This is a genomic window from Streptomyces filipinensis (assembly GCF_014649495.1).
GTDB lineage: Bacteria > Actinomycetota > Actinomycetes > Streptomycetales > Streptomycetaceae > Streptomyces > Streptomyces filipinensis.
On record NZ_BMTD01000006.1, the window covers coordinates 209,957 to 235,540 of the forward strand.

Below are 25,584 nucleotides of genomic sequence, written 5' to 3' on the forward strand. Positions count from 1 at the left end.
GGTCTCGCCCGTTTGTGTGCCCCGGCCGGTCTTCGGCCGGGGCACCATGCTGTGCGGCGGGGCGGCGGGGCGGCGGGGCGGCGGGGCGGCGGGCGCGGCGGTCAGGCCTGGCCGGCGCTCGGCGGGGCTGTGGAGGACCGTACGACGAGCTCGACGGGGATGTCCCCGGCCTCGGGCCGGCGGTCCTCCAGGACGGCAAGGAGGGCGCGCATGCCGCGTTCCCCGAACAGTTCGGCGTCGAGCCGGACGGTGGTGAGCTCCGGGTCGATGGCGGTGGCGAGGCCGAGGTCGTCGAAGCCGGTGACGGAGATGTCGTCGGGGATGCGCAGGCCGAGGCGGCGCAGGGCCTTGTAGGCGCCGGCGGCGAGTTTGTCGTCGTCGCAGACGACGGCGGTGGGCCGGGGGCCCGGTGTGGTGAGCGCGGTCTCGGTGGCGGCCAGGGCTCCTTCGATGGAGATGGGGGCCCGGGCGGTGCGGATCTCTGTGCCGGGTACGGCCGCCATGCGCGCGGCCAGTTCGCTCGCGCGGATCTCGAAGGTCCATGAGGGGACGTCGGCGGCGAGGTGGAGGATGCGGCGGTGACCGAGGCCGAGGAGGTGTTCGGTGATCTGGCGGACGCCGTCGGTGATGTCGAGGTTGACGGTGGCGGCGCCGAGGCTGCCCCTGGGGTCGCTGTCGAGCATGACGAGGGGCAGCTGGTCGCCGCGGATCGCGGTGAGGGCGTCGGCGGCCATGGAGGAGGCGATGACGCCGTCCAGGGCGGCTTGTGCGGAGGCGAAGGGGTCGCGGGCGGGGCCGATGCCCTCGGGGGAGGGGTAGAGGACGACGCCGAAGCCGTGTGCGGCGGCGACCCGTGCGGCGCCGGTGTAGACGCCGGCGAAGAACTCCGTCGTCAGCGCGGGGACGACCAGCAGGACGGTGCGGGTGTGGCCGAGGCGGAGGTTGCGGGCGGCGAGGTTGGGGCGGTAGCCGAGGTCGCGCGCGGCTTCGCGGACGCGTTCGGCGGTGGTTTCGGAGACGCGGCCGCGCCATTTGTCGCCGAGTACGAGTGAGACGGCGGCTTGGGAGACCCCGGCCGCCTGGGCGACGTCCCGGCTGGTCGGGCGCGTGCTGCTGCGTGCCACCGTGGGCCTGCTCCTGTTCGTCTGGACGGGGAACAGCGCTCATGGTACGTATGGGAGAGGAAGTTATACGTACAACGTCGGGGCGAGCCAGTGCCCCGGGGTGAGTCGCTGGAGGGCAGCACACATGGCCACGGGATACCTGGAGATACTCCGGGCGAGGCACGCGCTGCGGCTGCTCACCGGCACGCTGGTGGGCCGGCTGCCCAACGCGACCGCCGCGATCGCCCTGGTGGTGTTCGTCCGGGCCGAGGGCGGCACCTACAGCCTCGCCGGCGCTCTCGCCGCGGTCTACGGCGTGGCGAACGCCGTGGGCCAGCCGGTGCTGGGCCGGCTGGTCGACCTGTACGGCCAGCCCCGCGTCCAGTTGCCGGCGGCCGTGCTGGCGGCGCTGTCGATGACGCTCTTCGCGTGCTGTGGCACCGATCCGTTGCCGCTCGCGTACGGGGCGGTGGCGGCGGCCGGTCTGTTCACGCCGCCCCTGGAGGGCGGCCTGCGCGCGTTGTGGCCGTCGGTGCTGCGCCGGGACGAGCAGGTGCACACCGCGTACGCCATGGACGCGATCGCACAGGAGATCATGTACATGGTGGGACCGCTGCTGGTGACGCTGTGCGCGGCGCTGTGGGACGAGCGTGCCGCCCTGCTGGTGCTGAACCTCCTGGGGGTGCTGGGCGCGCTGTCGGTGGTGGCCTCGCCGCCTTCGCGCGCGTGGCGGTCGGCTCCGCGTGAGGCGCACTGGCTGGGTGCGCTGCGCTCACCGGGGCTGCTGGCGCTGCTCGGCGCGTTCGTGTTCGTCGGTATCGCGCTGGGTTCGATCACGGTGGCGTCGGTGTCGTACGCGGACGGTCATGGAGGTGACGCGGTCTACGGCTGGATGCTGGCGGGGCTCGGGCTCGGGGCGCTGGTCGGCGGCACGGTGTACGGGGCTCGTCAGTGGGCGGGGGTGCCCGAGCGGCGACTGCGGGTGCTGGTGGCGCTTCTGGCGGTGTGTTATCTGCCGTTGACGCTGACACCGGGTCCGGTGGCCATGGTGCTGCTGGCGGTGGTGTCGGGGGTGTTCCTGGCGCCCTGTATCGCGTGTGCGTTCATCATCGTGGACCGGCACGCGCCGAGCGGCACGGTCACCGAGGCTTTCTCCTGGCTCGTGACGACGTTCACGGTGGGTGCGTCGGTGGGTACGGGGGTGGCGGGGCCGGTGGTCCAGGCCGGTGGCACGGTGTGGGGTTTCGCGGTTCCGGGTGCGGCGGGGGCCGTGTCGCTGCTGGTGCTGCTCGGCACGGGACGGGTCCTCGCAGCTCCCGCGCGGGGCGGGGTCGTTGCGTCTTCATCGGAAAATGATCCAAATCGTGCTGTCGAACCCCGTTTCAGCTCAGGGGATCGGGCGTAATGTTCAGTCATGGACCGCCGCATTTTCGGGCTGGAGAACGAGTACGGCGTCACGTGCACGTTCAGGGGACAGCGGCGCCTGTCTCCTGACGAGGTGGCGCGGTACCTCTTCCGCCGTGTCGTGTCATGGGGCCGCAGCAGCAATGTCTTTCTGCGAAACGGCGCCCGGCTCTATCTCGACGTGGGCTCACATCCGGAATACGCGACACCCGAATGTGACAACGTGATCGAACTGGTCACCCACGACAAGGCCGGCGAGCGCATTCTCGAAGGACTCCTGGTGGACGCCGAACGACGCCTGCACGAGGAGGGAATCGCGGGCGACGTCTACCTGTTCAAGAACAACACCGACTCGGCGGGCAACTCCTACGGCTGCCACGAGAACTATCTGGTGGCGCGGCACGGGGAGTTCTCCCGGCTGGCGGACATCCTCATCCCGTTCCTGGTGACGCGGCAGCTGCTGTGCGGGGCGGGGAAGGTGCTGCAGACGCCGCGCGGTGCGGTGTACTGCGTCAGTCAGCGCGCGGAGCACATCTGGGAGGGCGTGTCCTCGGCGACGACCCGTTCGAGGCCCATCATCAACACCCGTGACGAGCCGCACGCGGATGCCGAGCGCTACCGCCGGCTGCATGTCATCGTCGGTGACTCGAACATGTCCGAGACGACGATGCTGCTGAAGGTCGGTGCCACGGACCTGGTGCTGCGCATGATCGAGGCGGGCACCGTGATGCGGGATCTGACCCTGGAGAACCCGATCCGGGCGATCCGCGAGGTCAGCCATGACATCACGGGCCGCCGTAAGGTGCGTCTGGCCAGTGGGCGGGAGGCCTCGGCGCTGGAGGTGCAGCGCGAGTACTTCGACAAGGCCGTGGACTTCTGCGACCGCCGCGGGATCCGCACGGGCACGGTCGCGCAGGTGCTGGAGCTGTGGGGCCGCACGCTGGACGCGATCGAGAGCGAGGAGCTCGACCGGATCGCCACCGAGATCGACTGGGTCATGAAGTACCAGCTCATCGAGCGGTACCGGGCGAAGCACAACATGACCATGTCGCATCCGCGGGTCGCCCAGATAGACCTCGCCTACCACGACATCCACCGCCGTCGTGGTCTGTACTACCTGCTGGAGAAGAAGGGTCAGGCGACCCGGGTCTGCAACGACTTGAAGATCTTCGAGGGCAAGTCGGTTCCGCCGCAGACCACTCGCGCCCGGCTGCGCGGTGACTTCATCCGGCGGGCCCAGGAACAGCGCAGGGACTTCACCGTCGACTGGGTGCACCTGAAGCTCAACGACCAGGCGCAGCGCACCGTGTTGTGCAAGGACCCGTTCCGCTCGGTGGACGACCGGGTGGAGAAGCTGATCGCCGGAATGTAGGGGAAAGCGGGTGAGTCAAGCGTTTCGGGTGTGAAATGCCGGAACGCCACACGGGCGTCGTACGTTTCCCGTACGGCGCCCTTCTCACACCGTAGAGTTGCGCGCACGCCATCACAGGATCGACCGATTACGAGGCTCTTCCGTGCGCCGACGCTCCCTCCTCCTCGCTGCCGTACCCGCAGGACTGGTCACTGTCGCCGGGTGCGGTGACGGCAAGTCCGACTCCAGCAAGGCGAGTGCCTCACCGTCGCCGTCGGTGTCCACGCCGCCTCCGCCGAAGATCGTGGAGGGGCCGTTGCCGGCGATCACGGCGGGCACGAAGTTCGGTGAGAAGCCGACCGTGGCCAAGGGGCCGGGTGAGCCGTCGAAGAACCTGGCGGTGAAGACGGTGATCGCGGGCAGCGGCCGGACGATCGCGGAGAACGACTTCGTCCGGGCGGACTATCTGGGGCAGATCTGGGACACGGCCAAGGTCTTCGACAACTCCTACGACAAGAAGCGCCCGCTGGTGCTGCAGCTCGCCCAGGGCACCGTGATCGACGGCTGGCGGTATGCGCTGGCGGGCAAGAAGGTCGGCAGCCGTGTCCAGATCGCGGTGCCGCCCACCTGGGGGTACGGCAAGCAGGGCAACGCGCAGGCGGGTATCAAGGGCACGGACACACTGGTGTTCGTGATCGACGTGATCGAGTCGTTCAACTCCAAGAGCTCGGCCACGGGCAAGCCGGTCCCGCAGACCGACGCCGCGCTGCCCAAGGTGGGCACCAACACCGACGGCGATGTGCCCAAGGTGACCGTCCCGAAGACGGATCCGCCGAAGAAGCTGGTGTCGACGTATGTGCTGGAGGGCGACGGCCCGGAGCTGAAGGCGGACCAGGCGGTGCTGTGCCAGTTCCAGGGGCTGGTGTGGGACGGCGGGAAGACCTTCCAGCGGACGTACGGCTCGGGACGGCTGAGCCAGTTCTCGCTGGAGCAGATGCAGCAGGCGGTCAAGGGTCTGGCACAGGGGCTGACCGGCAAGAAGGTGGGCAGCCGGGTGCTGGTGGTGGTGCCGCCGGAGCTGGGTTACGGCGACACTCCGCCCAGTGGTGGTGTCATCAAGAAGGGTTCGACGCTGGTGTTCACGGTGGACATTCTCGCGGCGATGTAGCCGGGGGTGTCTGTGGCGGGCGGCGCGGGTGCGGAGATGAAAGACTGTTCGCGTTTCGTGTCGTACACAAGCAGGAGCTTTTGACGTGAGCATCGAGAAGCCCGAGATCGACTTCCCTGGTGGCGAGCCCCCGGCGGACCTGGAGATCAAGGACATCTGGGAGGGTGACGGCCCGGTGGCCCAGGCGGGTCAGACCGTCACCGTGCACTACGTGGGTGTCGCCTTCAGCACCGGCGAGGAGTTCGACGCCAGCTGGAACCGGGGCACCCCCTTCCGGTTCCCGCTGGGTGCGGGCCGTGTCATCGCGGGCTGGGACCAGGGTGTGCAGGGCATGAAGGTCGGTGGCCGCCGCCAGCTGACGATCCCCGCCCACCTCGCCTACGGCGACCAGAGCCCGACCCCGGCGATCAAGCGGGGCGAGACGCTGATCTTCGTGGTGGACCTGCTCGGCGTCTGACGCCGGCCTGATCCACGCCGCCTCCCGCCCGGTCGACCGGCCGGGTGCGACCGGATCCGATCACCTGGGGCCCATGCCTGCTCGGGCATGGGCCCTCGGCTTTGCCACCGCACCGCGGAGCGGTACGGTCATCGGTCGGAAGCACCGGAGGAAAGGCGAAGGGCGTCGATGGCCATTGCCAAGGCTGAGCGGCTGATGAACCTCGCGCTGTGTCTGCTCGGCACACGGCGGCCGCTCAGCAAGCGTGAGCTGCGCGAGTCCATCGAGGCTTACCTCGAAGCGGGAAGCGACGACTCCTTCAACCGGATGTTCGAGCGGGACAAGGACGACCTGCGCGAGCTCGGCCTGGTCATCGCGACGGTGGAGAACCTGGACGGTGAGGTGGGCTATCTCGCCCGCCGCGACAGCAACCGGCTGCCGCCCATCACCCTGGACGCGGAGGAGGCGGCGGCACTCGGGCTGGCCGCGAAGGTGTGGCAGCAGGCCCGCCTCGCCGGTGCCGCCAGCGGTGCCCTGCAGAAGCTGCGTGCCGCGGGGCTCCCCGAGGACGTCGACCCGTACGAGGCGCACGGCGCCCTGGAGCCCCGTATCCCCGTGCACGAGGCCGCCTTCGAGCCGCTGATGCTGGCCTGCCGGGACCGCCGGCCGGTCCTCTTCGACTACCGCAAGGCCTCCGCCGTCCACCCTGAGCCCCGGCACGTGGAGCCGTGGGCGCTGGAGTGCTGGCGCGGGCACTGGTACCTGGCCGGTTTCGACCGGGACCGGGGTGCCGAGCGCGTCTTCCGGCTGTCGAGGATCACCGGCCGGGTGCGTGCGCGCGGTACGGGCTTCACCGCTCCCGTGCCCGACGTCGTCACGGTGCGCGAGACCGTCGCGAGCTGGGCCGGTGAGATCGCCGACGGTACGGCCCTGATCCGGCTGCGTTCCGGCGCCGGTTACCCGCTTCGGGCGAAGGCCACCGGGGTGCGGGAACTCGGCGACGGCTGGGACGAGTTGGAGATTCCGTACGGGCACGGCCTGGACGCCTGGCTGGTGGAGTTCGGACCGGACGTGGTGGTCCTGGAGCCGGCCGAGCTGCGCGCGGACGTGATGGACCGGCTGCGTGCCGTGGCGAAGGGCTGAGGGGGAGCAGGACTGTGGCAGGCAAACCGGTCAGGCAGGTGAACGCCATCGACCAGACCCGGCGGATGCTCTCCCTGGTGACCTACCTCCGGGAGCGGCCGGGCGCGCGGATCGCGGACGTCGCGCGTGCCTTCGGCATCACCGAGGACGAGCTGGTCGCCGACCTCGATCTGCTGCCGATGTGCGGCACCAGCTTCCGCGGCGGCGATCTGCTGGACATCGACACCGACGGGGAGCGGATCTGGTGGCACAACCCGGCCGCGCTCGGCGAGGAGGCGGCCGAGCCGCTGCGGCTCGCCGCCGACGAGGCCACGGCCCTGCTGGTGGCCGCCCGCGCGGTCGCCACGCTGCCCGGGCTGCGCGAGGGCGACCGCCAGGCGCTGCTGCGGGCCACCGCCAAGGTGGAGACCGCCGCAGGCGAGACCGCCGGCGCCAGCTCCCGGCTGTCGGTGACCTTCGAGTCCGAGGGCGGGGTGTTCGCCGATGTGGACCGGGCGATCTCCGAGCGGCGCCGGCTGTGGATCCGCTACTACTCTCCGGCCCGGGACGAGGTCACCGAGCGCGAGATCGACCCCATCCGTCTGGTGAGCGTCGGCCACACCTATGTGGAGGCCTGGTGCCGCCGCTCCGAGGCCCGGCGCACCTTCCGGCTCGACCGGGTCGCGGAGATCAGGATCCTGGACGAGCCCTCCGCGCCGCCCGAGATCGAGCTGCGGGACCTGTCCGAGGCCCTGGTGCAGCCGGCCGCCGAGGACCCGGAGGTCGTCGTGGAGGTCGGCCCGGGCGGCCGCTGGGTCGCCGAGTACTACCCGCACGACAGCGCCGATGAGCTTCCCGACGGCGGGCTGCGTATCACTCTGCGTACGCCCGATCCGGCGTCCCTGCGCCGGCTGGCGCTGCGGCTCGGCCGGGACGGCCGGATCGTCTCCCCGCCGGAGCTGGCCGACAGCGCCCGCAGGGCGGCCGCAGAGGCCCTGGCGGCGTATGAAACGCAGCCGCCGGCGGGCGCCGGACAAGCGGGGCAGTGCCCCTGAGGCGGCGCCCCCACGGGGCGCGGGCCGGGCTGGAGGTGCGGCTGAGCCCCGGGGCCCGGCCGGCCACCACGGTGCCGCGGACGAGGACGGTGCGGCGCCGGCCGGCGAACGACCACGAGAAGGAGCGAGGCCTGTGAGCGACTCTCCGGTGTCCGGTGTGGGTGAGATGACGGTGGCGGCCGCCTTCGCCGGGATGAAGAGAGTGGCCCCCGTGATGTTCAAGGCGGGCTGCCCCGACTGCCGGGGCCGTGTCGAGCTCGCCGCGAGCGCGCTGCGCCTCGCCATCGGAGCCAGCAGCCGGACGACGTTCTACTCCTTCACCTGCCCCGAGTGCGGGGCCGCCGTCCGCAAGCCCGCCGGGGAGCGCATCGTCGAGCTGCTCACCGGCGGCGGGGTCCGCACGCTCAGGCTGTACTCCACCGTCTAGTCTCGACGTCATGTTCTGGCCGATGTGCGCGGTAGTGCTGGGTTTCCTGGGTCTCGTGGTGCTGGGGGTGCTGGCCGCCCGTGTCTTCGTGGAGGCACGGCGCCTCGGGCAGCAGGTGGCGGACTCCGGGCGCCGTATCAGCAGGGCGGCGGAAGACCTGGAGCGGGCGGCCGTCAGTGCGGGCCGGGCCGTGGACGCGTTGTGATTGCCTTACCTCATGCGCTTTGGGTCACTTCGCCCTGTCACCTTGCCGGGCCAGCCAGGTACGCTGCTGGTCGCGGCCCGGAGTACGAGGCGCGGTCCGCAGAGGCGGCGGGAGTACGTACGGGGATTGTCCTGCGTTCACCCCCGGGCGTTACGATCGCTGCCAGCACGATGGTCAGACACTTGTCCGACAGGTCGTACACGCCCCGCCGCCCCGCCTCAGTGAGAAGGTGAAGACTTTATGTTCCGCAACGCACTTGAGCCGTGGCACCTGGTGCTCCTGGTTCTGGTGATCGTCCTTGTGTTCGGCTCCAAGAAGCTTCCGGACATGGCACGTTCGCTGGGCAAGTCCGCGCGCATCCTCAAGAGCGAGGCCAAGGCGATGAAGGACGAGGGCAACAAGCAGTCCACCACCTCCGCCCAGCCCGCCGAGGAGCAGACCCCGGCTCAGCGCACCATCCAGGCCGCGCCCGGCGACGTGACCAGCTCCCGGCCGGTCAACGAGCCGACGGACACGACCCAGCGCTGACGCGAGGACCGGGACATCCGGTCCGTTGCACGAGATGAGGATGTGGGTTGCTCAAGTCTGCCCGCAATAAGGAGAAGGATCCCGAGGGGCGGATGCCGCTCGCGGATCACTTGCGTGAGCTGCGCAACCGGCTCGCGAAGGGCGTCCTGGCGATCGTCGTTGTCGCGGTGGTGTCCGCCTTCTTCTACAAGGACATCATCGACTTCATCACCCGGCCGGTGCTTGAGTCGGTCGGTTGCGGACAGTCCTTCGGGCAGCTGGCCAAGACCAAGAACGCCCACTGTGCGCACATCACGGTCAGCGGCCTGCTGGCGCCGTTCACCCTGGCTCTGAAGACCGCCCTGACGGCCGGCGTGGTGCTGGCGGCGCCGGTGTGGCTCTACCAGCTGTGGGCGTTCGTCGCGCCGGGCCTGCACCGCCACGAGAAGAAGTACGCCTACGCGTTCGTCGGTTTCGGCTTCCCGCTCTTCCTGGTCGGCGGCTACCTCGCCTACCACGTGCTGCCCGTGACGGCGAAGTTCCTGGTCGACCTCACGCCGGGTGGCGCGGAGAACCTGCTCCCGCTGGACGACCTGCTCGACCTGGTCACGCGCATGGTCGTCGTGTTCGGCCTCGCCTTCGAGATGCCGCTGCTGCTGGTGATGCTCAACCTCACCGGCATCCTGTCCGGCCGTCGCATGCTCGGCTGGTGGCGCGGCATGGTCGTCGGCATCGCCGCCTTCGCGGCCGTGGCCACGCCCAGCCCCGACCCGGGCACGATGCTGGCGCTGGCGGCGCCGATCTGGGCACTGTTCTTCATCGCCGTGGCCTTCTCGCTGCTCAACGACCGGCGCCGGGCCCGCCGCGATGGCAACGGCCTGTCCGACGACGAGGCCTCCGAGCTGGACCTCACCCCCGAGGACATCGGCGAGATCGAGCCCGTACCGGCCGCCCGGGCACTGCCCGAGCAGACGAGCACGGACCGGGTCAACGGCTACGACGACGTCACCTGAGCCCGAGCCCGCGCACGATGCCCCCGCCCCCGCCGGGCGGGGGCATCCGTCTTCACGCCCCCCTCGTGGGTTCCGCGCTGTCGATCAGCGCACGTTCCGGATAATGATCGTCCTGTTGTCAGTGGGGCCGGTACGCTCGAAAGCACGATGACAGAGGACCTCTCACCGGCCGAGCGGTACGCGGCGGCCCGCAGTCGGGCAGCCGAGCAGGCCACCGCGCTCGCGTCCTTCCGCGAGATGTACGACTTCGGCCTCGACCCCTTCCAGATCGAGGCCTGCCAGGCACTTGAGACGGGCAAGGGTGTACTGGTGGCCGCCCCCACCGGCTCGGGCAAGACGATCGTGGGCGAGTTCGCCGTCCACCTCGCCCTGGAACAGGGCAAGAAGTGCTTCTACACGACCCCCATCAAGGCGCTGTCGAACCAGAAGTACGCCGATCTGTGCCGCCGCTACGGCACGGCGAAGGTCGGCCTGCTGACCGGCGACAACAGTGTGAACTCCGACGCCCCGGTGGTCGTGATGACCACCGAGGTCCTGCGGAACATGCTCTACGCCGGCTCCCAGACCCTCCTCGGCCTGGGCTACGTGGTCATGGACGAGGTGCACTACCTCTCCGACCGCTTCCGAGGCGCCGTCTGGGAAGAGGTGATCATCCACCTGCCCGAGTCGGTGACCCTGGTGTCGCTGTCGGCGACGGTCTCCAACGCGGAGGAGTTCGGTGACTGGCTGGACACCGTCCGTGGCGACACCGAGGTGATCGTCTCCGAGCACCGGCCCGTGCCGCTCTTCCAGCACGTCCTGGCCGGGCGCCGGATGTACGACCTGTTCGAGGAGGGCGAGGGCCACAAGAAGGCCGTCAACCCCGACCTCGTCCGGCTGGCCCGCATGGAGGCGTCGAGGCCGTCGTACCAGGACCGCCGGCGCGGCAGGGCGATGCGTGAGGCCGACCGGGAGCGCGAGCGCAGACAGCGCTCGCGCGTGTGGACGCCGGGCCGGCCCGAGGTCATCGAGCGCCTGGACTCCGAGGGCCTGCTCCCGGCGATCACCTTCATCTTCAGCCGCGCCGCCTGTGAGGCCGCCGTCCAGCAGTGCCTGTACGCGGGCCTGCGGCTCAACGACGAGGAGGCGAGGGGCCGGGTCCGCGCCCTGGTCGAGGAGCGCACCGCCCACATCGCCCAGGAGGACCTGCACGTCCTCGGCTACTACGAATGGCTGGAGGGCCTGGAGCGGGGCATCGCGGCCCACCACGCGGGCATGCTGCCGACCTTCAAGGAGGTCGTCGAGGAGCTCTTCGTGCGCGGCCTGGTCAAGGCGGTGTTCGCGACCGAGACCCTGGCCCTGGGCATCAACATGCCCGCCCGGTCGGTGGTGCTGGAGAAGCTCGTCAAGTGGAACGGCGAGCAGCACGCCGACATCACGCCGGGCGAGTACACCCAGCTGACGGGCCGGGCGGGCCGGCGGGGCATCGACATCGAGGGCCACGCTGTCGTGCTGTGGCAGCGGGGGATGAGCCCCGAGCACCTCGCCGGGCTCGCGGGCACGCGTACATACCCGCTGCGCTCCAGCTTCAAGCCGTCGTACAACATGGCGGTCAACCTGGTCGAGCAGTTCGGCCGGCATCGCTCGCGCGAGCTGCTGGAGACCTCCTTCGCTCAGTTCCAGGCCGACAAGTCGGTCGTCGGGATCTCCCGGCAGGTGCAGCGCAACGAGGAGGGTCTGGCCGGCTACCAGGCCTCCATGACCTGTCACCTCGGGGACTTCGAGGAGTACGCGCGACTGCGCCGCGAACTGAAGGACCGGGAGACCGAGCTGGCCCGGCAGGGCGCCGACCAGCGGCGCGCCGAGGCCGCCGGCGCCCTGGAGAGGCTCAAGCCCGGCGACGTCATCCACGTGCCCACGGGCAAGTACGCCGGGCTGGCCCTGGTACTGGATCCCGGCCTGCCCGCGGGCCGTTCCAACGGCCACCGCGGCTTCGACCACCACGACGGTCCGCGCCCGCTGGTGCTGACGGCCGAACGGCAGGTCAAGCGGCTGGCGTCGATGGACTTCCCGGTGCCGGTCGAGCCGCTGGACCGGATGCGGATCCCGAAGTCCTTCAACCCGCGCTCGCCGCAGTCCCGTCGCGACCTGGCCTCCGCGCTGCGCACCAAGGCGGGGCACATCCCGCCGGAGCGGGCCCGCAAGAAGCGTTCGCAGGCGGCCGACGACCGCGAGATCGCCCGGCTGCGGACCGCGATCCGTGCCCATCCCTGCCACGGCTGCAACGACCGTGAGGACCACGCCCGTTGGGCCGAGCGGTACCACCGGCTGCTGCGGGACACCTCGCAGCTGGAGCGCCGGATCGAGGGCCGTACGAACACGATCGCGCGGACCTTCGACCGGATCGTGGCCCTGCTGACCGAGCTGGACTACCTGCGCGGCGACGAGGTCACCGAGCACGGCAAGCGGCTCGCCCGGCTGTACGGCGAACTCGACCTGCTGGCCAGCGAATGCCTGCGCGAGCGTGTCTGGGAGGGGCTCAGCCCGGCCGAACTGGCCGCCTGCGTCTCGGCGCTGGTGTACGAGGCGCGGGTCGGCGACGACGCGATGGCGCCCAAGCTGCCCTCCGGCAAGGCGAAGGCGGCGCTCGGCGAGATGGTGCGGATCTGGGGACGGCTCGACGCTCTGGAGGAGGACTTCCGGATCAACCAGACCGAGGGTGTCGGACAGCGCGAGCCGGACCTCGGCTTCGCCTGGGCCGCGTACATGTGGGCCTCGGACAAGGCGCTCGACGAGGTGCTGCGCGAGGCGGAGATGCCCGCGGGGGACTTCGTGCGGTGGTGCAAGCAGGTCATCGACGTGCTGGGCCAGATCTCGGCAGCGGCTCCCGTCGAGGGCTCGACCGTGGCCAAGGCCGCGCGCAAGGCCGTTGATCAGTTGCTGCGGGGTGTGGTGGCCTACTCGTCGGTGGGCTGACCGGCACCTGTCCGGTGTCAGTGAGGGGGGCCGTTTCGGCCCCCCTTTCACTTATCACGGTGAGTCACTTTCGCATGTCCGTACCTCGTAACCGAACGTGTTCGAAAGGCAGCTCAGCGTATAAATGAATCTGAGCGTACTCCTGTTGCGCGGGCGATTTCAGGTGCTTGCCGAATATGACACGGCGATGATCCGGTCGGACTAAGCTCGCCCGCGGCGCACCGAGTTGAGGCAATTCGTGCGCTTGTTCCCAAACATGCGACAGATCCCATCAGTTCCATGAACCTTCCCCCCAAAAGCTCCCCCGACACCCAGCCGATTCGTCTCAGAAGGCATCCATGGTGAGTGTTCAGAAGCCTCCCGGTGGCCGTGAACGTCCCTATGCGCGCGTCCTGTTGCCCCCGGCCATAGTGATGGCCGCCGCGACCGGAGCCGCCGTCGCCCTGGCGCCGGCGTCGGCCCGGCTCGCCGTCGGCGCGCTCGGGGCACTGGCCCTGCTGCTGGTCCTCGCCACGGGTGCGGAGGCCGCCCGCCGCGGCCGCAGGCTCCGCGAGGAACAGGCCGAGTACGCCCGTCACACCGCGTATCTGGAGCACCGGCTCGCTGCCCACGACCAGCTGATCGCACGCTTCGCCGGCGACGTCATCCCGTACGGCCTGCAGCGGCTGCGCGCCGGCGAACCACTGCGGGACGTGCTGGTCCACGCCTACGACGCCGACCCCGAACTGCGCGGCCTGCCGGAGATGTACCGCGAGATGTTCCGCGTCGCGCTGCGCGGTGCCGACCACGAGATCAACATGCGCGACGCGACCGAGCGCTCCTACGTGAGCATCGCCCGCCGCGTCCAGGCCATCGTCCACCAGCAGTCCAACGAACTGCGGGAGATGGAGGAGGACCACGGCCGCAACCCCGAGGTCTTCGACGACCTGCTGCGCATCGACCACGGCACCTCGCTGATCGGCCGCCTCGCCGACACCATCGCCGTCCTCGGCGGCGGCCGCCCCGGCCGCCAGTGGCCGCTGCCGGTCTCCCTCTACAGCACCCTGCGCGGCGCCATGTCGCGCATCCTGGAGTACCGCCGTATCGAGCTGAACTCCATCGTCAACATCAACATCAAGGGCACCGCCGTCGAGCCGGTCATCCACGCCGCCGCGGAACTCCTCGACAACGCCACCCGCTACTCGCCGCCCTCGACCAAGGTGCACGTCACCGCCGCCGAGGTGCAGGCCGGTATCGCCATCGAGATCGAGGACGCGGGCGTCAGCCTCAGCGAGGAGTCCCGCGCCCGCATCGAGCAGATGATCGAGGACGCCAAGAACGGCGACGACGCCCACAACCTCGGCGAGAACCCGCGCCTCGGCCTCGCCGTCGTCGGCCGCCTGTGCAAGTTCTTCGACATGGAGGTCTCGCTGCGCGCCTCCGCCTACGGCGGCGTCCGCGCGATCCTCATCGTGCCGCGCGTGATGACCACCACCGAGCCGGGTGTCGGTGCCGCCCACGGCATCGGTGCGACGGGCGCGCCGGTGCCCGCGCTCGGCGCCGTCGAAGGCCCCAAGCGCCCGCCGAAGAGGCGCCGTCCGACCAGCCCCAAGATCCCCGCCGGGATCACCATGGAGGACGACGTACCCGAGGTCACCGAGTGGACGGCGGGCGGACTGCCGCAGCGCCGCAGCCGGATGAAGACCCCGCTGAGCCAGCGCTACGCCGAAGCGGCGGAGGTCGAGCGGGCCGAGCGCGAGGGCAGGCCCACCGTCTGGTCGCAGACCAGGTCCGAACCGAAGCCCGAGCCCGAGATGGACCCCGAGATCAGGAAACTCCGGGAGCGGCCGCCCGGCCTGGGGATCGAGGAGTTCTGGGCCGGCCTGCGCAAGGGCATGCCGGAGGACGCCACCGCCGCCGAACTGACCGACTTCACGCTGCACCCGGAAAAGTACGTGCATCTGCTCAACGACTCGGACACCACCACCCGGGCCGACGACGAGGGGGACCTCAAGTGATCCAGCAGCGAGGCAACATCGACTGGATGCTCAAGCAGCTGAACGACGGCGTACCGGGCATCGAGATGATCGTGGTCCTCTCCGCCGACGGACTGCGCATCGCCCGCTACGGCGGCGACCCCGACGCCGCCGACCGGGTGGCCGCCGCCTGCGCGGGAGTGCAGAGCCTGGCCGGCGCCATCATCAAGGAACTCCCCGGCGCCGGTGACATGAAGGTCGTCGTCTTCGAGATCGACGGCGGCTACTTCTACCTGATGAACGCCGGCGACAACGCCTACCTCGCCGTACTCGCCGACGTCACCTGCGAGCCGGGCCGGATGAGCGGCATGATGCGCGACCTCGTCGTCCGGATCGGCGCCCATCTCACCAGTCCGCCCCGGCGGAACGGGCAGACCGTATGACTCCTCCGCAACGTAAACGGCGCGAGCCGAAGCCTCCGCCGCCTCCCCAGCCACCCGCGCCCCAGCCGGCGGACGGCGAGGCCGAGCCCAAGAACCCCGAACGGCTGTACACCGTCGCCGGATCCGAGGACGGCGCACGCGCCGAACTCGACCTCGTGACCTTGATCGTGGCGCGCGACGCGCCCCAGCCGGCCGCCTCACCCGAGCAGGCCGCCGTCCTGCGACTCTGCGCCAACCCCCTGTCCGTGGCCGAGCTGTCGGCCTATCTGAACCTGCCGTTCAGCGCGATGACCGTCCTGATCACCGAGCTGATCACGGCCGAACTGGTGCAGGTGCGCGCCCCGATCGTCCGTCGGGCGGTACCCGACCGTTCACTCCTCGAAGCGGTGATGCATGGACTTCAACGGCTCTGACACCATCCCCGGCCCGCGCACCGAGGATCACCTGCCGCACACGGCCCAGGCCGCGGTGAAGATCGTGATCGTGGGCGGCTTCGGTGTCGGCAAGACCACCATGGTCGGCTCCGTCAGCGACATCAGACCGCTGACCACCGAAGAGACCATGACCCAGGCCGGCATCGGCGTGGACGACAACTACGGCTCCGAATCCAAGACCGCCACCACCGTGGCCATGGACTTCGGCCGCATCAGCGTCACCGACAAGCTGGTGCTCTACCTCTTCGGCACCCCCGGCCAGGAGCGCTTCTGGTTCCTGTGGAACGGCCTGTTCGAAGGCGCCCTCGGCGCGGTCGTCCTCGTCGACACCCGGCGCCTTGAGGTCAGCTTCGACGTCATGGGCCGGCTGGAGGAACGCGGTGTGCCCTTCGTCGTCGCCGTCAACTCCTTCCCGGACGCGCCCCGTTACCCGGTCGAGGAACTGCGCACCGCGCTCGACCTCACCCCGGAGATCCCGATCATGGAGTGTGACGTACGCCGGCGGGCCTCCAGCAAGGAGGTCCTGATGACGTTGATGCGCTTCCTGCACTCGATCGCCCTGACCGGCGCCCTCACCTGACCTCAGCCGATCCGCCCCCACACCCTTTTTCCGTTCCGGAGCGACACCGTGACGTCTGAATTCACGTCCCTGCCCGACACAGACCCCACCCGCGTCCCGCCGCCGGGCTGCCCGGCGCAGGGCCTCGGCCCCGGCGGGCTGCACCGGCTCTACGGCCCCGACGCGCAGGACCTGGGCGACCTCTACGAGCGGCTGCGGGAGCAGCACGGCTCCGTGGCCCCCGTCCTGCTCCACGACGACGTGCCCATGTGGGTGGTGCTCGGGCACGCCGAGAATCTGCACCTGGTGCGCAGCCCCTCCCTCTACACCCGCGACAGCCGGATCTGGAGCCCGCTCACCGAGGGCATGGTCAAGCCCGACCACCCGCTCATGCCGCACATCGCCTGGCAGCCGATCTGCTCGCACGCCGAGGGCAACGAGCACCAGCGGCTGCGCGCGGCGGTCACCGCGGCCATGTCCACCATCGACCACCGCAGCATGCGCCGCCACATCGGCCGCTACACCCAGGGCCTGGTCAACAGCTTCTGCGAACGCGGCCGGGCCGACCTGGTCTCCCAGTTCGCCGAGCATCTGCCGATGGCCGTCATGTGCGAGATCCTCGGCATGCCCGAGGAGTACAACGACCGCATGGTGCACGCCGCGCGGGACGCCCTGAAGGGCACCGAGACCGCCATCCAGAGCCACGCCTACGTCATGGGCGCGCTGAGCCGGCTCACCACCCGGCGCCGCGCCCGGCCCGAGGACGACTTCACCTCTCACCTGGTCACACACCCGGCCGGACTCAGCGACGACGAGGTCCGCGAACACCTGCGGCTCGTCCTCTTCGCGGCCTACGAGGCCACCGCGAACCTCCTCGCCAACGCGCTGCGCATGGTCCTCACCGAGCCGGGCTTCCGCGCCCAGCTCAGCGGCGGCCAGATGACCGTGCCGGAGGCCATCGAGCAGTCCCTGTGGGACGAGCCGCCGTTCAGCACCGTCCTCGGCTACTACGCCAAGCAGGACACCGAGCTGGGCGGCCAGCGCATCCGCAAGGGCGACGGCCTGCTGTTCGCACCCGCGCCGGGCAACCTCGACCCGCGCATCCGCCCGGACCTGTCCGCGAGCATGCAGGGCAACCGCTCCCACCTCGCCTTCGGCGGCGGCCCGCACGAGTGCCCCGGCCAGGACATCGGCCGTGCCATCGCCGACGTCGGCGTCGACGCGCTGCTGATGCGGCTGCCAGACGTGCAACTCGACTGCCCGGAAGAGGAGTTGCGCTGGCGTTCGTCCATCGCCTCCCGGCACCTGGTGTCCCTGCCCGTGCGCTTCGAGCCGAAGCCGCAGCAGGACGTCGACGGCCCGCCCCGGCCCCTGGCCGTCCCGTCGCCGTACCCCGCCCGGCAGGCCGCCCCGGCGCGTCCCGGCCAGGAGGCCCCGGCCGCCGCGCCGCACCCCGTCGCGCCCCACCCCGCGGCTCCGCGACCGGCAGCGCGTCCGCGGGGCATCTGGCGGCGGCTGCTGCACTGGTGGCGGGGCGAGTGAGGAAGCGCTCCGCGCTGAGCCGTCAGCCGCCCGCGGCTGCGCGGTGGCCGGTCGCGCACCTCCTCGCGCCCCTTCGGGGTGCTCAGTTCCCGTCGGCCCAGTCGGCGTAGGACGACCAGGCGCGGAGCGCACGCCCGCTGACGAACGTGTGCTCCGCTCCGGTGACCGGGTCGGTGAACTCCAGCCTGCGGGCGAGCAGTTGCAGCGGGCGCCGGAAGTCACCGGCCCGCACCGGGCCGGTCACCTCCGGGTACAGCGGATCGCCGAGGATGGGCACGCCGAGCGCGTTCAGATGCACCCGCAGCTGATGGGTCTGCCCGGTCGCCGGAAAGAGCCGGTACCGGGCGAGGCCGCCTTGGCGCCCGGCCGGCTCCACCAGGGTCTCGGCATTCGGCTCGCCCTCGACCTCCCGGGCCGCCTGCACCCCGCTCTCCTTCACGATCCGGCTGCGCACGGTCCGGGGCAGGACCAGTGAGGCGTCGTACGCGGCGACCGCCTCGTACTCCTTGCGCACCCGCCGGTCCCGGAACAGCGTCTGGTACGCGCCGCGCTCCTCGGGACGCACGATGAACAGCACCAGGCCCGCCGTCAGCCGGTCCAGCCGGTGCGCGGCGGTCAGCGTCGGCAGGCCCAGCTCGTGGCGCAGCCGGGCCAGCGCGGTCTCGGCCACATGCGTGCCGCGCGGGGTCGTCGCGAGGAAGTGCGGCTTGTCGGCGACGACGATGTGGTCGTCCCGGTACACCACCCCCACCGGGAACGGCACCGGCACCTCGGGGGCCAGTTCGCGGTGGAACCACACGAACATCCCCGGCCGGTACGGCGCGTCCGGCGGCACCGCCCGCCCGTCGGCGCCGACGACCCGCCCCGCGGCGAACATCGACTCGACCATCCCGGGCCCGGCCCCCGTCAGCCGCGCCACCAGGTACTCCCGCGCCGTGGCCCACGTCCCGGCATGCGGCAGCCGCACCCGCACGGGGTCGACACCGTCGATCTGGGGGAGCGGGGCGGGCGGGGGCGGGGTACGGCGTCTCATCGGGGTCAAGGGTACGAGGCGGAAAGGGGGTGCGCGACGGCCCGGCGGTCGGCAGGATGTCGATCATGCCTTTTCTCACCAGTCCGGTGCTGGCCACCGGAACCCTCGCCCGGCGCCCCCAGCCGACCCTGCCGACCGGTGACGGTCTGCTGCTGCGCCCGTGGCGGGCCGAGGACGCGCCCGCCGTGTACGCGGCCATGCAGGATCCGGTCATGCAGCAGTGGCACCTGAGGTCCGCGGACTCCGTGGCGGAGGTAGCCGGCTGGATCGAGCAGTGGCAGACGTACTGGGCGGCGGAACGGAGCGCCCAGTGGGCCGTCGTCCACGAGGCGACGGACGAACTGCTGGGCCGGATGGCGCTGCGCCAGCTCCTGCTCGGTGACGGATACGCCGAGATCGCGTACTGGACGGTGGCACAGGCCCGGGGGCGCGGCGTCGCGGCCCGCGCGGCGACCGCGCTCAGCCGCTGGGCCCTGGACGAGATCGGCTTCCACCGCCTCGAACTCCTGCACGCCGCCGCCAACGAGGCCTCCTGCCGCGTCGCCGTGAAGGCCGGCTTCGCCCTGGAGGGCACCAAGCGCAGCGCCCTGCTCCACCCCGACGGCTGGCACGACATGCACCTGCACGCCCGCATACGCGGCGACTGAGCACCGGGCGGGGACCGGTCGGTGTGAAGATGTGGTCCATGCCCGCCTACGATCTCGCCGGCCGACTCGTCGTCGGTGTCGCCTCCAGTGCCCTGTTCGATCTGCGCGAGTCGGACGCCGTCTTCCGCGAGCAGGGCGAGGAGGCCTACCGGGCCTATCAGGAGGAGAACCGCGACACCACGTTGCGGCCGGGTGTCGCCTTCGCCTTCATCCGGCGGCTGCTGTCGCTCAACGACCTCGGCGAGCCGGGGGACCCGCTGGTCGAGGTCATCATCCTGTCCCGCAACGACCCCGACACGGGGCTCAGGGTCATGCGGTCGATCCAGACGCACGGGCTGCCGATCAGCCGGGCCGTCTTCATGCAGGGCCGGTCCCCGTACACGTTCATGCCCGCGCTGAACATGTCGCTGTTCCTGTCGGCGAACGGCGACGACGTGCGGGAGGCCGTCGCCGCCGGACTGCCCGCGGGACATGTCCTCGGAGCGCCGTGCCCGGACGACCTCGCCGACCGGGAGCTGCGGATCGCGTTCGACTTCGACGGGGTGCTCGCCAGTGACGCCGCCGAGCAGGTGTACCAGTCCGGCGGACTGGAGGAGTTCCGCGCGCACGAGGCCCGTAACGCGGCGACCCCGCACGATCCCGGGCCGCTGCGTGACTTCCTCGCCGGGGTGAACCGGATACAGCGCCGGGAGGAGGAGCGGCGCAGGAGCGATCCGGGCTACGCGCTCCGGGTCCACGTCTCCATCGTGACCGCGCGCAACGCCCCCGCCCACGAACGCGCCGTCAACAGCCTCAAGAAGTGGGGCGTGGCGGTCAACGGCGCCTTCTTCCTCGGCGGCATCGACAAGGGCGCGGTCATGCGGGTGCTGGATCCGCACATCTTCTTCGACGACCAGGTCACGCACCTGCAGAGCACGTCACGGACCACGCCGAGCGTGCACATCCCGTTCGGCAGGATCAACGAGACCTGAGCCCGGGGCTCAGGCCGCCGCCGCGCCGCTCTCCTGCTCGGCCTCGATGCGGGCGTTCCAGTCGCGCTTGGAGGCCTGCCAGCCGTCCTCGTTGTGGCCCAGGCGCCAGTACCCGGAGATCGACAGGTCCGCGCGGGGGATGTCGAGCTCGACCCGCAGCAGCCGGCGCAGCTCCTTCACGAAGCCCGCCTCGCCGTGCACGAACGCGTGCACCCGGCCCTCGGGGAACTCCAGCGCGCGTACGGCCTGCAGCAGCGCCTCGCCGACCGGCCGGTCCCCGCGGTGCAGCCAGACGACCTCCACCTCGGAGTCGATCTTCTGCTCCTCCTCGGGGCCGGACACCTCCACGAAGGCGTGCGCCCGGGCACCGGGGGGCAGCGTCTCCAGGGCCCGGGCGATCGCGGGCAGCGCGCTCTCGTCGCCGGCGAGCAGGTGCCAGTCGGCGGCCGGGTCGGGGGCGTAGGCGCCGCCGGGGCCCATGAAGCGCACGGGCTCGCCCGGCCGCACCCGGGTGGCCCACGGGCCGGCCAGGCCCTCGTCGCCGTGGACGACGAAGTCCAGGGTCAGTTCCCGGTGTTGGGGATCCCAGGCGCGCACCGTGTAGGTCCGGGTCACCGGCCACTGCTCCCGCGGGAACTCGGCGCGGATCCGCTCCAGGTCGAAGGGCTCGGGGTAGGTGACGCCCTCGGGGCCGAAGAGCAGCTTGACGTAGTGGTCGGTGCAGGTGTCCGCCGTGAAGTCGGCCAGGCCGTCGCCGCCGAGCACGACCCGCTGCATGTGCGGGGTCAGGCGCTCGGTGCGGATCACATGGGCGGTACGGGCCTTGCGCGGCTTTCGTACCGGACGCTCTGCCATCACGACCTCCTGCGGATTGGTTAGGTTTACCTAAGTTAGCATCTCTCTCCGGGTCAACACCTCTTTCGCGAGCGCGGGATGGGAGCCCTTTGCCGGAATATTCCGGGCCGGGTCACCCGGCGAGCGTGGCCAGCAGCCGCTGCAGCGAGCCGCCGAGCCCCCACCGCCTGGCCAGCTGCTCCAGCGCCGCCGCGTCCCGTGGGGTGTGCGGCAGGGTGGTGTCGACATCCGGCAGCGGCACGTCGTCGGCCACCCGCACCACCTTCGGCGCGACCGCGACATAGGGCCGGGCCTCGGTGAGCCGCTTGCGCTGCGACGGCGTGAGCTTCGCCTGGGGGTCGTCGACCGCCGCCATGATCCCGGCCAGGTCGCCGAACTCGGCGAGCAGCTTGGCGGCCGTCTTCTCGCCGATCCCGGCCACGCCCGGCAGGCCGTCGCTCGGGTCACCGCGCAGCAGTGCGAGATCCGCGTACCCGCGCCCGTCGACCCCATACTTCTCGCGCAGCACCGCCTCGTCGGTCAGCTGCAGCGTGCCGACGCCCTTCAGCGGGTACAGCACCCGGATCCCGCGCGCGTCGTCCACCAGCTGGTACAGATCGCGGTCGCCCGTGACGATGTCCACCGGGCCCGCGGCGTGCGCCGTGAACGTGCCGATCACGTCGTCCGCCTCGTACCGCGCGACGCCGACCCGGGCGATGCCGAGCGCGTCCAGCACGTCCTCGATGACCGGCACCTGCGGGGAGAGGGTGTCCGGCACCTCCTCCTCGTCCGGCGCGCCCTCGTGCTCCTCGGCGACCCGGTGCGCCTTGTAGGTGGGGATGAGGTCCACCCGCCACCGCGGCCGCCAGTCGGCGTCCATGCAGGCCACCAGCTGGTCCGGCCGGTGGTCCTTGACCAGCCGGTCGATGAAGTCCAGCAGTCCGCGCACGGCGTTCACGGGCGTGCCGTCCGGGGCCTTCACGGAGTCCGGGACGCCGAAGTAGGCGCGGAAGTACAGCGATGCGGTGTCGAGGAGCATGAGTCGTCCGGTCACGTTCGCATCATGCCGTACGCCACGGACCGTCACGATGATGTGAGGTAAGTCACTTAAAAGTTTGACCATGTTGATCTCGGGGAGGCGCGGCCAGTTGTGTCCCTGCCCCCGAGACGAGAGGTACGCGTGCAATCGAGGCTTGAGGCCGAGCACCTGTTCAAGGTGTTCGGCAGACGACCGGACGACGCGGTGGAACGCCTGCGGCAGGGCGCCGAGAGAGAGGAACTGCGCGCCGGCGGCACCACCGCCGCCGTGATCGACGCCTCGTTCCGCGTGGAGGCCGGTGAGATCTTCGTGGTCATGGGCCTGTCGGGCTCCGGCAAGTCCACCCTGCTGCGCATGCTCAACGGACTGCTGGGACCGACCGCGGGCAGCGTCCGCTTCGACGGCCAGGACCTGACCGCGCTCACCGCCCGCGAACTGCGCGAGCTGCGCTCGAAGAAGATCAGCATGGTGTTCCAGCACTTCGCGCTGTTCCCGCACCGCTGCGTCCGCGACAACGCCGCCTACGGCCTGGAAGTGCAGGGCGTGCCCCGCGCCGAGCGCGAACGCCGCGCCGACGAGGCGCTCGCCCTGTGCGGCCTGGCCGGCTGGGAGAAGTCCTGGCCCGACGAGCTGTCCGGCGGCATGCAGCAGCGCGTCGGCCTCGCCCGCGCCCTCGCCACCGACGCCGACCTGCTGCTGATGGACGAGTCCTTCAGCGCCCTGGACCCGCTGATCCGCCGCGACATGCAGGACCAGCTGCTGGAGCTGCAGAAGACCCTGAAGAAGACCATCGTCTTCATCACCCACGACCTCAACGAGGCCATGCGCCTCGGCGACCGCGTCGCCGTGATGCGCGACGGCCGCATCGTGCAGACCGGCGCCGCCGAGGACATCCTGCTGCGCCCCGCGAACGACTACGTCGCCTCCTTCATCCAGGACGTCGACCGCTCGCGCGTGCTGACGGCGGGCGCCCTCATGGACACCTCGGTCACGGCCGCCGCCCCCTCGTGCGGCTGCGAGACCGCGACCCGCGAGACCCCGTTCGCGCAGCTGTGCGCGATCAGCGCCCGGCTGTCCCACCGCGTCTCGGTGGTGGACGCGGCGAACCGGGTCGTCGGTGTCGTTCCCAGGCAGCGACTGGTCGGCTTCCTCGGCGACGAGACGGCCGCTCCCGCCCCCTGCGACAACCCGGAGGGGAAGGTGATCAGCCGTGCCTAGGATCCACCTCGGCGACTGGGTCGACTCCGGCGTCAAGTGGCTGCTCGACCACCTCTCCTGGCTCTTCGACGCCGTCAAGGCGGTCATGGAGAGCATGTACGACGGCACCGACGCCGTGCTCGGCGCGCCCCAGCCGCTGCTGATGGCCGGCATCCTCGCCGTCCTCGCCTGGTGGCTGCGCGGCCTCACCGCCGGTGTCCTCGCCTTCGCCGGGTTCGCGCTGGTCGACTCGCTCGCCCTGTGGGACGAGGCCATGTCCACGCTCTCCCTGGTCCTGGTGGCCACCGTGCTCGCGCTGGTGATCTCCGTCCCGCTGGGCATCTGGGCGGCCCGCTCCAGGACGGTCAGCGCGACCGTGCGACCCGTCCTGGACCTGCTGCAGACCATGCCGTCGATGGTGCTGCTGATCCCGGCCATGCTCTTCTTCGGCCTCGGCACCGCCCCCGGGGTCGTCGCCACCCTGATCTTCGCGCTCGCCCCCGGCGTCCGCATGACCGAGCTGGGCATCCGGCAGGTCGACGCCGAACTGGTCGAGGCCGCCGAGGCGTTCGGCACCACCCCGCGCCGCATCCTCTGGCGCGTCCAGCTGCCGCTCGCCCTGCCGACCGTCATGGCGGGCGTCAACCAGGTGATCATGCTGGGCCTGTCCATGGTCGTCATCGCCGGCATGGTCGGCACCGGCGGCCTCGGCGGTGCCGTCAACGAGGCCATCGGCCAGGTCGACATCGGCCACGGCTTCGAGGCGGGCGTCGGCATCGTCGTCCTCGCCATCTACCTGGACCGGATCACCGGCGCGCTCGGCACCCAGCTCTCCCCGCTGGGCCGCAGGGCCGCCGCGAAGGCCCGCACGCGCGTGTGGTCGTACCGCCCGCGCCCGGCCGTCGCGGTCGTCGGCGTGGTCGTGCTCGCCCTGGTCGCGGGCGGCATGGGCGTCTTCGGCCGCTCCGCCGGCACCTCCGAGGCCGCCGGCCCGGACATCGGCAAGGGCAAGGAGATCAGGATCGGCTACATCCCCTGGGACGAGGGCATCGCCTCCACCTTCCTCTGGAAGGAGATCCTGGAGGAGCGCGGCTTCAAGGTCACCACCACCCAGTACACGGCCGGCCCGCTCTACACCGGCCTCGCCACCGGCCAGCTCGACTTCCAGACCGACTCCTGGCTGCCCACCACCCACGCCGAGTACTGGAAGAAGTACGGCACGCAGCTCGACGACCTCGGCAAGTGGTACGGCCCCACCTCCCTGGAGCTGACCGTCCCGTCGTATGTCAGGGACGTGAACTCTCTGGCGGACCTCAAGGACCACGCCTCCGAGTTCGGCGGGAAGATCGTCGGCATCGAGCCCAGCGCGGGCATGATGGGCCTGCTCAAGAGCAAGGTCCTCAAGGAGTACGGCCTTCAGGGCAGCTATGACGTGATCGACGGCTCCACGTCGGCCATGCTCTCCGAGCTGAGGCGCGCCTACACCAAGAAGCAGCCGGTCGTCGTCACCCTCTGGTCCCCGCACTGGGCCTACAGCGACTACGACCTGAAGAAGCTCAAGGACCCCCGGGGCGCCTGGGGCGAGGGCGACGGCGTGCACACCCTGGCCCGCAAGGGCTTCGCTGCCGACAACCCGCAGGTCGGGCGCTGGCTGAAGGACTTCTCCATGACCGAGAAGCAGCTCACCGGCCTGGAGTCGCAGATCCAGAAGGCCGGCAAGGGCGAGGAGCAGGACGCCGTCCGCGGCTGGCTCCGCCGGCACCCCGGGCTGCTCGACCACTGGGCCCCGGTCGCCGGGAAGGACGCCCGGAGCCAGGCGGCCGGGTGACCTGACCCTCCCGGACCGCCACCCGAGGGGCGGGCGCCGCCGTACGCCGCAGGGCGTCCGGCGGGTCCGCCCCTCGCGGCGTCGCGCGGTACGGCAAGAATCCGGCCAATCACTGAGGGTGATGACCGTTGGCCTGTGCGGAGGCGTGCGGCCCAGCTGGTCGGCATATTCACCCCCGTTGGGTACTCGGCCCCAGGAGAGCCCGAGCCCCCGTCATGCTGGCGCGAACCGTGAGGGTGGAGGCTCGGCGGTGTGCCGGGGATGTGACAGGGGCGTGAAACGGTTTGCCGAACATGCGTAGGGTGCAGAGAAGTCATCAGACGGGTCCGTCCCGACCCGGGCACCCGGACAGCGGC

At 70.9% G+C, this 25,584-nt stretch carries 24 protein-coding genes; 20 read left to right on the plus strand and 4 right to left on the minus strand.

Annotation, left to right across the window (positions count from 1 at the left end; all coding sequences use genetic code 11):
• Positions 1-101: 101 nt before the first annotated feature.
• On the minus strand, positions 102-1,124 hold the full coding sequence (locus IE244_RS16360) for a LacI family DNA-binding transcriptional regulator (RefSeq protein WP_191874255.1): 1,023 nt from the start codon (positions 1,122-1,124) through the stop codon (positions 102-104).
• Positions 1,125-1,248: 124 nt separating this feature from the next.
• Between IE244_RS16360 and IE244_RS16365 the strand changes: the two genes are divergently transcribed.
• The 16 genes from IE244_RS16365 (at position 1,249) to IE244_RS16440 (ending at position 17,679) form a co-directional block, all read left to right on the plus strand.
• Positions 1,249-2,508, plus strand: coding sequence for an MFS transporter (locus IE244_RS16365; protein ID WP_191874256.1), 1,260 nt, complete (start codon positions 1,249-1,251; stop codon positions 2,506-2,508).
• Between the two features lie 9 nt (positions 2,509-2,517).
• On the plus strand, positions 2,518-3,879 hold the full coding sequence (gene pafA / locus IE244_RS16370) for a Pup--protein ligase (protein WP_191874257.1): 1,362 nt from the start codon (positions 2,518-2,520) through the stop codon (positions 3,877-3,879).
• Positions 3,880-4,021: 142 nt separating this feature from the next.
• The gene (locus tag IE244_RS16375) at positions 4,022-5,026 is read left to right on the plus strand and encodes an FKBP-type peptidyl-prolyl cis-trans isomerase (RefSeq protein ID WP_191874258.1); all 1,005 of its coding nucleotides are present in this window, start codon (positions 4,022-4,024) and stop codon (positions 5,024-5,026) included.
• A gap of 85 nt (positions 5,027-5,111) precedes the next feature.
• Positions 5,112-5,483 carry an FKBP-type peptidyl-prolyl cis-trans isomerase gene (locus IE244_RS16380; RefSeq protein WP_191874259.1) on the plus strand — a complete coding sequence of 124 codons (372 nt, stop codon included), beginning with the start codon at positions 5,112-5,114 and terminating at the stop codon, positions 5,481-5,483.
• A gap of 168 nt (positions 5,484-5,651) precedes the next feature.
• Positions 5,652-6,605 carry a helix-turn-helix transcriptional regulator gene (locus IE244_RS16385; RefSeq protein WP_191874260.1) on the plus strand — a complete coding sequence of 318 codons (954 nt, stop codon included), beginning with the start codon at positions 5,652-5,654 and terminating at the stop codon, positions 6,603-6,605.
• Positions 6,606-6,619: 14 nt separating this feature from the next.
• Positions 6,620-7,639, plus strand: a complete 1,020-nt coding sequence (locus tag IE244_RS16390) for a helix-turn-helix transcriptional regulator (RefSeq protein ID WP_191874261.1) — start codon at positions 6,620-6,622, stop codon at positions 7,637-7,639.
• A gap of 166 nt (positions 7,640-7,805) precedes the next feature.
• The gene (locus IE244_RS16395) at positions 7,806-8,066 is read left to right on the plus strand and encodes a hypothetical protein (RefSeq protein WP_191874403.1); all 261 of its coding nucleotides are present in this window, start codon (positions 7,806-7,808) and stop codon (positions 8,064-8,066) included.
• Between the two features lie 10 nt (positions 8,067-8,076).
• Positions 8,077-8,271 (plus strand): hypothetical protein, encoded by a 195-nt coding sequence (locus IE244_RS16400; protein ID WP_191874262.1) that lies wholly within the window; start codon positions 8,077-8,079, stop codon positions 8,269-8,271.
• Between the two features lie 240 nt (positions 8,272-8,511).
• The gene (gene tatA, locus IE244_RS16405) at positions 8,512-8,799 is read left to right on the plus strand and encodes a Sec-independent protein translocase subunit TatA (RefSeq protein WP_191874263.1); all 288 of its coding nucleotides are present in this window, start codon (positions 8,512-8,514) and stop codon (positions 8,797-8,799) included.
• A gap of 47 nt (positions 8,800-8,846) precedes the next feature.
• The gene (gene tatC, locus IE244_RS16410; RefSeq protein ID WP_191874264.1) at positions 8,847-9,791 is read left to right on the plus strand and encodes a twin-arginine translocase subunit TatC; all 945 of its coding nucleotides are present in this window, start codon (positions 8,847-8,849) and stop codon (positions 9,789-9,791) included.
• Between the two features lie 147 nt (positions 9,792-9,938).
• Positions 9,939-12,746 carry a DEAD/DEAH box helicase gene (locus tag IE244_RS16415; RefSeq protein ID WP_191874265.1) on the plus strand — a complete coding sequence of 936 codons (2,808 nt, stop codon included), beginning with the start codon at positions 9,939-9,941 and terminating at the stop codon, positions 12,744-12,746.
• Between the two features lie 338 nt (positions 12,747-13,084).
• Positions 13,085-14,743, plus strand: coding sequence for a sensor histidine kinase (locus IE244_RS16420; protein WP_229854151.1), 1,659 nt, complete (start codon positions 13,085-13,087; stop codon positions 14,741-14,743).
• On the plus strand, positions 14,740-15,144 hold the full coding sequence (locus IE244_RS16425; RefSeq protein WP_031162069.1) for a roadblock/LC7 domain-containing protein: 405 nt from the start codon (positions 14,740-14,742) through the stop codon (positions 15,142-15,144). Before IE244_RS16420 ends, IE244_RS16425 begins: the two co-directional genes overlap by 4 nt.
• The gene (locus IE244_RS16430; RefSeq protein ID WP_031162067.1) at positions 15,141-15,557 is read left to right on the plus strand and encodes a DUF742 domain-containing protein; all 417 of its coding nucleotides are present in this window, start codon (positions 15,141-15,143) and stop codon (positions 15,555-15,557) included. The genes IE244_RS16425 and IE244_RS16430 overlap by 4 nt, the downstream gene beginning before the upstream one ends.
• Positions 15,538-16,158: a GTP-binding protein gene (locus IE244_RS16435; protein WP_191874266.1), complete on the plus strand. Its 621-nt coding sequence runs from the start codon at positions 15,538-15,540 to the stop codon at positions 16,156-16,158. The genes IE244_RS16430 and IE244_RS16435 overlap by 20 nt, the downstream gene beginning before the upstream one ends.
• A gap of 48 nt (positions 16,159-16,206) precedes the next feature.
• The gene (locus IE244_RS16440; RefSeq protein WP_191874267.1) at positions 16,207-17,679 is read left to right on the plus strand and encodes a cytochrome P450; all 1,473 of its coding nucleotides are present in this window, start codon (positions 16,207-16,209) and stop codon (positions 17,677-17,679) included.
• Between the two features lie 82 nt (positions 17,680-17,761).
• Here the strand turns inward: IE244_RS16440 and IE244_RS16445 are convergent, their stop codons facing one another.
• Complete coding sequence (locus IE244_RS16445; RefSeq protein ID WP_191874268.1) at positions 17,762-18,712, minus strand: pseudouridine synthase; 951 nt, start codon at positions 18,710-18,712, stop codon at positions 17,762-17,764.
• A 65-nt stretch (positions 18,713-18,777) separates the two neighbouring features.
• On the opposite strand from IE244_RS16445, the gene IE244_RS16450 reads away from it, so the two are divergent.
• Positions 18,778-19,359 (plus strand): GNAT family N-acetyltransferase, encoded by a 582-nt coding sequence (locus IE244_RS16450; protein ID WP_191874269.1) that lies wholly within the window; start codon positions 18,778-18,780, stop codon positions 19,357-19,359.
• 38 nt (positions 19,360-19,397) lie between these two features.
• Positions 19,398-20,330, plus strand: coding sequence for a 5'-nucleotidase (locus IE244_RS16455; protein ID WP_191874270.1), 933 nt, complete (start codon positions 19,398-19,400; stop codon positions 20,328-20,330).
• 9 nt (positions 20,331-20,339) lie between these two features.
• Here IE244_RS16455 and IE244_RS16460 read toward each other — a convergent pair whose 3' ends face one another.
• Together IE244_RS16460 and IE244_RS16465 are read right to left on the minus strand one after the other, a co-directional pair.
• Positions 20,340-21,185, minus strand: a complete 846-nt coding sequence (locus tag IE244_RS16460; protein ID WP_191874271.1) for a siderophore-interacting protein — start codon at positions 21,183-21,185, stop codon at positions 20,340-20,342.
• Between the two features lie 112 nt (positions 21,186-21,297).
• Complete coding sequence (locus IE244_RS16465) at positions 21,298-22,218, minus strand: 5'-3' exonuclease (protein ID WP_229854152.1); 921 nt, start codon at positions 22,216-22,218, stop codon at positions 21,298-21,300.
• A 126-nt stretch (positions 22,219-22,344) separates the two neighbouring features.
• On the opposite strand from IE244_RS16465, the gene IE244_RS16470 reads away from it, so the two are divergent.
• Positions 22,345-23,421: a quaternary amine ABC transporter ATP-binding protein gene (locus IE244_RS16470; protein ID WP_191874272.1), complete on the plus strand. Its 1,077-nt coding sequence runs from the start codon at positions 22,345-22,347 to the stop codon at positions 23,419-23,421.
• On the plus strand, positions 23,414-25,228 hold the full coding sequence (locus IE244_RS16475) for an ABC transporter permease/substrate binding protein (protein ID WP_191874273.1): 1,815 nt from the start codon (positions 23,414-23,416) through the stop codon (positions 25,226-25,228). The genes IE244_RS16470 and IE244_RS16475 overlap by 8 nt, the downstream gene beginning before the upstream one ends.
• The last annotated feature ends 356 nt before the right edge of the window (positions 25,229-25,584 follow it).